The organism is Frankia sp. CgJB1 (assembly GCF_977947065.1).
In genome coordinates this window covers 1-4,948 of the sequence record NZ_CDWTNB010000246.1, presented here as the reverse complement: position 1 = coordinate 4,948, position 4,948 = coordinate 1, and the positions used below count along the sequence as shown (strand labels likewise).

3 protein-coding genes and 2 pseudogenes are annotated in these 4,948 nt (G+C 71.4%); 4 read left to right on the top strand and 1 reads right to left on the bottom strand.

What is annotated here, in order from left to right; genetic code table 11:
* Positions 1 to 497 precede the first annotated feature (497 nt).
* A complete protein-coding gene (cbiE, locus tag AC08OT_RS19200; RefSeq protein ID WP_476603146.1) occupies positions 498 to 1,916 on the top strand; it encodes a precorrin-6y C5,15-methyltransferase (decarboxylating) subunit CbiE in 1,419 nt (472 codons plus the stop codon).
* A 60-nt stretch (positions 1,917 to 1,976) separates the two neighbouring features.
* Here cbiE and AC08OT_RS19195 read toward each other — a convergent pair whose 3' ends face one another.
* Positions 1,977 to 2,930, bottom strand: coding sequence for a FadR/GntR family transcriptional regulator (locus AC08OT_RS19195; RefSeq protein WP_476596405.1), 954 nt, complete (start codon positions 2,928 to 2,930; stop codon positions 1,977 to 1,979).
* A gap of 202 nt (positions 2,931 to 3,132) precedes the next feature.
* On the opposite strand from AC08OT_RS19195, the pseudogene AC08OT_RS19190 reads away from it, so the two are divergent.
* The 3 genes and pseudogenes from AC08OT_RS19190 to AC08OT_RS19180 form a co-directional block, all read left to right on the top strand.
* Positions 3,133 to 3,711, top strand: a pseudogene (locus tag AC08OT_RS19190) (hypothetical protein); the annotation flags it as partial.
* Positions 3,662 to 3,841, top strand: a pseudogene (locus AC08OT_RS19185) (hypothetical protein); the annotation flags it as partial. The pseudogenes AC08OT_RS19190 and AC08OT_RS19185, both read left to right, overlap by 50 nt.
* 286 nt (positions 3,842 to 4,127) lie before the next feature.
* Entirely contained in the window at positions 4,128 to 4,805 is a 678-nt protein-coding gene (locus tag AC08OT_RS19180; RefSeq protein ID WP_476596404.1) for a hypothetical protein, read from the top strand.
* Positions 4,806 to 4,948: the final 143 nt, after the last annotated feature.

The following is a 4,948-nucleotide window of genomic DNA, read 5'->3' as shown; positions in this document are numbered from 1 at the left end:
TGCCCGATGCTGCGTTTGGACTTCAAACGTCCTGGCGCGATCGGGCCATGTGAGAATTTACCCGGCCATCCTATGCGTAGGTCTCGGAGCGCTCCTGGTACCCTGGCGTACAGATGTCTGCTCTTCCTGTTCCTGGGTCCGTCTGCGATCCGGACTTCGAAGGCCACACCGATCGCGGAGCCGGCGTGCAACGTGTCGGGGATCGCATTTCACCAGGAATTGCTACCCGATACGGTGGTGATTTTCCATCCCCTGGCCGTCGGCGGCCTCCGTGCCCGGCGGCGGCTGATATACCCGCGACCCGCCGCGGCTCGGTGGGACGCGGTTGCGCGGCAGGTGGCGGAGGTCGCCGACCAGGTCTGTCCGGACGAGGCGCACAGCTATTCTTGATCCTCCTGACCGACGCGCTACGCTCGCCTGTTGTGTCTGATACTGCCGCCACGTCGGCGACCGCGCCCGGATCCGGTGACGTCACCAGATTCGGGTCCCCCGGGCCGGTGAGCTCCGCCGACATCGGTGCCGACTCAATCCCCTCCGCTGTGCGCGTCACCGTGGTAGGTATCGGGGCCGACGGCTGGGCGGGGCTGGCGCCGACGGCCCGTGAGGTGGTGCGCGGGGCGGCCGTGCTGTTCGGCGCCGATCGCCAGCTTGCCCTCGTGCCCGAAAGGATCGACGGCCAGCCCGTCGGAGGCCGGCGGGTGCCGTGGCCGTCCCCGCTGCTGCCGGCCCTGCCCCGCCTGCTGGCCGGGCACGCCGGCACCGGCGGTCAGGCGGGGCGGGGTGAGCTCTGTGTTCTCGCGAGTGGTGATCCGATGTTCTTCGGGATCGGCACCACTCTGGTCCGGCTGCTGGGAGCGCACCGGGTGCGGGTCCTGCCCCATCCTTCGTCGCTCTCCCTGGCTTGCGCGCGGCTCGGGTGGGCCGTGGACGACGTCGACGTGGTGAGCGCGGTTGGGCGCCCCCTCGCGCAGGTGCAGGCCGCACTGGCGCCGCGTCGACGGCTGCTCGTCCTCAGCTCCGACCGGGCCACGCCCGTCGAGCTCGCCACCCTGCTCGTCGGGCGCGGGTACGGCGAGAGCCTGCTGACGGTTCTCGACCGGCTCGGGGGGCCGGACGAGGCGCGCCAGAGCGCCCCCGCCTCCGCCTGGGTCGAGGCCGGTGCCCGGGCCTGGGCCGCCGTGGAGCACCCGGGCGGGGCCGCCTCGGTCGTGCCGCCGGGGTCGGCCGTGCCGCAGGTGCCGTTGCGCGAGCCGGCGGACCTCAACGTCGTCGCTGTCGAGCCGGTGCCCACGCCGTCCGCCCCGCACCGCCCGCGGACGCCGGGCTTGCCTGATGACGCGTTCGAGCACGACGGTCAGCTCACCAGGCGGGAGATCCGGGCGGTGACCCTGGCCCGGCTCGGACCGGTCCCGGGCGAACTGCTGTGGGACGTCGGATCGGGCTCGGGCAGCATCGCGATCGAGTGGATGCGCACCCATGGCACCTGTCGTGCGATCGCGATCGAGCCGCGGGCGGAGCGCGCCGACCGGATCCGGCGCAATGCCACGGCTCTCGGCGTGCCGGCGCTGCGGATCGTGCCCGGCCGGGCGCCCGAGGCCCTGGCCGGGCTGCCGGCGCCGGATGCCGTCTTCATCGGGGGCGGCCTTACGACCCCCGGGCTGCTCGACGCCTGCTGGGCGGCGCTGGGCGGACGTGGCCGGCTCGTCGCCAACGCCGTCACCCTCGAGTCCGAGGCGCTCCTCGTCTCCTGGCACGCCCGCCTGGGCGGTGATTTGGTCCGGTTGTCAGTGAGTCGGGCGGTCCCGATCGGTGGCTTCACCGGATGGCGCCCGGCGAGACCGGTGACCCAGTGGACGGTGTGGCCCGCCACCCACCATCCGTCGGTCCGTCGATCCGTCGAAAATGTGGAGGGTTAAGCACGGCCGGCGGCCTGGAAACCGTGACCAACCCTCCACAGTTTGATTCAGCAGTTCGATTCAGCTGAGCAGGTCCAGCACGCACCGGCCGGCCGGACCGCCGGGGATCGCGTGGTCGGGGGCGGCGAGGTGCCGGTGCCAGAGATCGGCGGCGCCCTGTGTGTCGCCGGCCTCGATGAGGTCGATGAGCGTGGCGTGTATCCGGCGGGTCGCACGGGCGGACGATCGGTCATCGGTGGCGACCGCGGCGAGACTGGTCTCCTCCGGACGGTTGTCGGCACCGGGGTGACCGCCGTGGCTGTTCGTGAGCTCCACGAGATGCTGGAGCATCCCGGTGATCACGGTCAGTGTCTTGTTTCCGGTCAGCTCCACCACGGCCAGGTGAAAGGCGGCCTGGGCCGAGGCGAGCGCGACGGGATGGTCGGCGGCCTCGTCACCCTCGTGGAGGAGCTGGCGTAGCCGGGCGACGTCGGCGGGATCACGCCGTTCGGCGAGCAGCGCCGCGCACGGCGGCTCGATGACGGCACAGGCCTGGTGGACGTCGCCCAGGGCGGCGCCGCGGTGTTCGAGGACGAGACCGGCGTAGCGCGCGGCGACCTCGGGACTCGGGGTGTGGACCCGCGCGCCGCCGTGGGCCCCGCGCCGCACGAAGATTAGCGCCTCCGCCTCCAGCACCCGGAACGCCTCGCGCAGGGTGGGGAGCGAGACCCCGAACTGCGCCATCAGCGTGGGTTCGGGCGGTAGGGCGTCACCCTCGCTGAGCTCGCCGCGGATGATCCGCCGCCGCAGCTGGCTGGCGACGAGTTCCGCGGTCTTGGGTACCCGCACCCGCTGGCCGACCGGGGACGCGGCGGCCGAACCCGGCGTGGCCGAGACCGGGGCGGCCGGGATGTGGGCGGCCGGGACGTGGGCGGGCGAGACCGGGGGCTCCGGGTCCGGGGTGGCCTCCGTGGTGGATGCCCCGGCGACGGACGTGCCCGGGATGGTTCCCGCCGGAGCGGCTGGCCATGCCATGAGCGGTCCTCCTGCACAGCGGGCGTCGATCGTTGCCTAATGATCGTCGGATATCGGTGGACTGTGTGGCATATTTATGCCAACAGACGGCGATTCGTCCGGATTGTCGACATCGTGGCCTCAACATCATGCTTGGCGAAAGGGCGCGCCCGATCCACGGCATGACACCGGCGTGGCCTGACGTGGTAGGGCCTGACGTGGGATGAGTGCACGATGGGTACCGTCTCGCCGGGCTTTCAGGGCCGTCGGCGGTCCGCGCCCCCGCGCCTTCCTCCTGGTCAGTACCTGCGTGAACGCGGCGATCAACATCCTCCGGAGTAGTCACGCGGGCCGAACGGCTTCTTGTCGGCTTGGTCTCGCTTTCAACGGTGATTTCCGATGTATGGTCTATTGGGACATTTCTGGGTCCCGGTGGGGAGCGCCCGCGGACGCGGTCGCCCTGACGATCGACGACGGTCCGCATCCAGTGTGGACACCGCGGATGCTCGACGTCCTGCGCCGGGCTGGACCGGCTGGCCCGCGGGTTGAAGAACGTCACCGACTCCCGCACGGGCACGCGGAAGGGCCGCCGGGGCGGCTTTCCCCGGTTCAAGAAACGCGGGAAGGCCCGCGACTCGTTCCGCTACACCACCGGCACCTACGGTCCGGCTGGGGATCGGCACGTGAAGCTGTCCCGGATCGGCCGGGCAGTGCCGGTCGCCGTAGACGCGCCGCCACCCTCGGTCGCCTCCATGCCCGCGTCGCCTACCAGCGCCGCGACGGGCTGCGCAAGCTTACGACCAGGCTTACGACCAGCCATGACGGCGTGGTCGTCGAGGACCTGCACGTGGCCGGGCTCGAAGACCTGTTCCGGCTGTGGCGGGCGAAACCCAAGCCTCACCCTGTCGGACCGTATCTTCGCCTGCCAGTCCTGCGGGCTGATGATCGACCGTGACGCCAACGCCGCGGTCAACCTGAAGCACCTCGTCGCCGCCAGTACGTCGGAGACGGTAAACGCCCGTGGAGGCGCCCAGCCGTTCAGTCATCGCACACCGGCGCAGATCCGGGCCGAGATGGTCCGCGCCCAGTCGGTCATCGTCGACGCGGGCGGGAAACCGCCCGGCTCTTCCGCGCGCCGGGTGGTGACTGGTCGCCGGCGAGGGTTCATCGGCACCGGGCGGGGCACGTTCCTGGCGTTGGCCACGGAAGGAGCTCCCGATGACCCACGTCGCCGACATCGACTCCCCCTGGTTGGGCGCCTGGCACATTCCCCGCAGCCGGGGTGCGGTCAGTGGTCTGCTGCTGATGCTCTTGGGAGTGTGGGGGGCGCTGATTCCGTTCATCGGGCCGTACTTCGACTTCGCCTTCACCCCGAACAGCGCCTGGACCTGGACGTCGGCCCGTTTCTGGTTGGAGGTGCTGCCGGGTGCCGCCGCGTTCGTCGGTGGGTTCCTGCTGTTGATGAGCTCCACTCGGGGCACTGCCGCGCTGGGTGCGTGGCTCGCGATTGTCGCCGGCGCCTGGTTTGTTGTCGGCCCGACGCTGGCGGGCCCCTGGGACCTCGGCGCGCTCGGCCGGCCGCTCGGTGGGTCCGCCCGGCAGGCGCTCGTCTGGATCAGTTTCTTCTACGGCCTCGGCGCCGTGATCCTCTTTCTCGGTTCGACCGCGTGGGGTCGGCTGAGCGTGCGGGGGGTGCGCGACGTGGCCGCGGCGCGCCGTCAGCGGGAACTCCGGGAGCAGGCGGCCATGCGCCCGGGCCCCCTGGCGGAGCCGGAGGTCTATCCCAGCGACCGCCTCAGTGCCTCGGTCCCGACCGAGAGTGCTCCGACTGAGGGTGCTCCGGCCGAGGAACGCACGGGCGCGTTCGGCCGTCATCGGCGCCGCAGCCACCACTGACGGAAGGATCCGTCAGGGGGAACAGGGGAAGCGTGCGTCTCAGGGCCGGCCGTGCGCCTCAGGGTGGGCTGAGCGTCTCGACCCGGAGTGGTTTCGTGGGTCGGCACCGGCGAAGTCCTGCGTCCAGTAGGTGCCGTACGTCT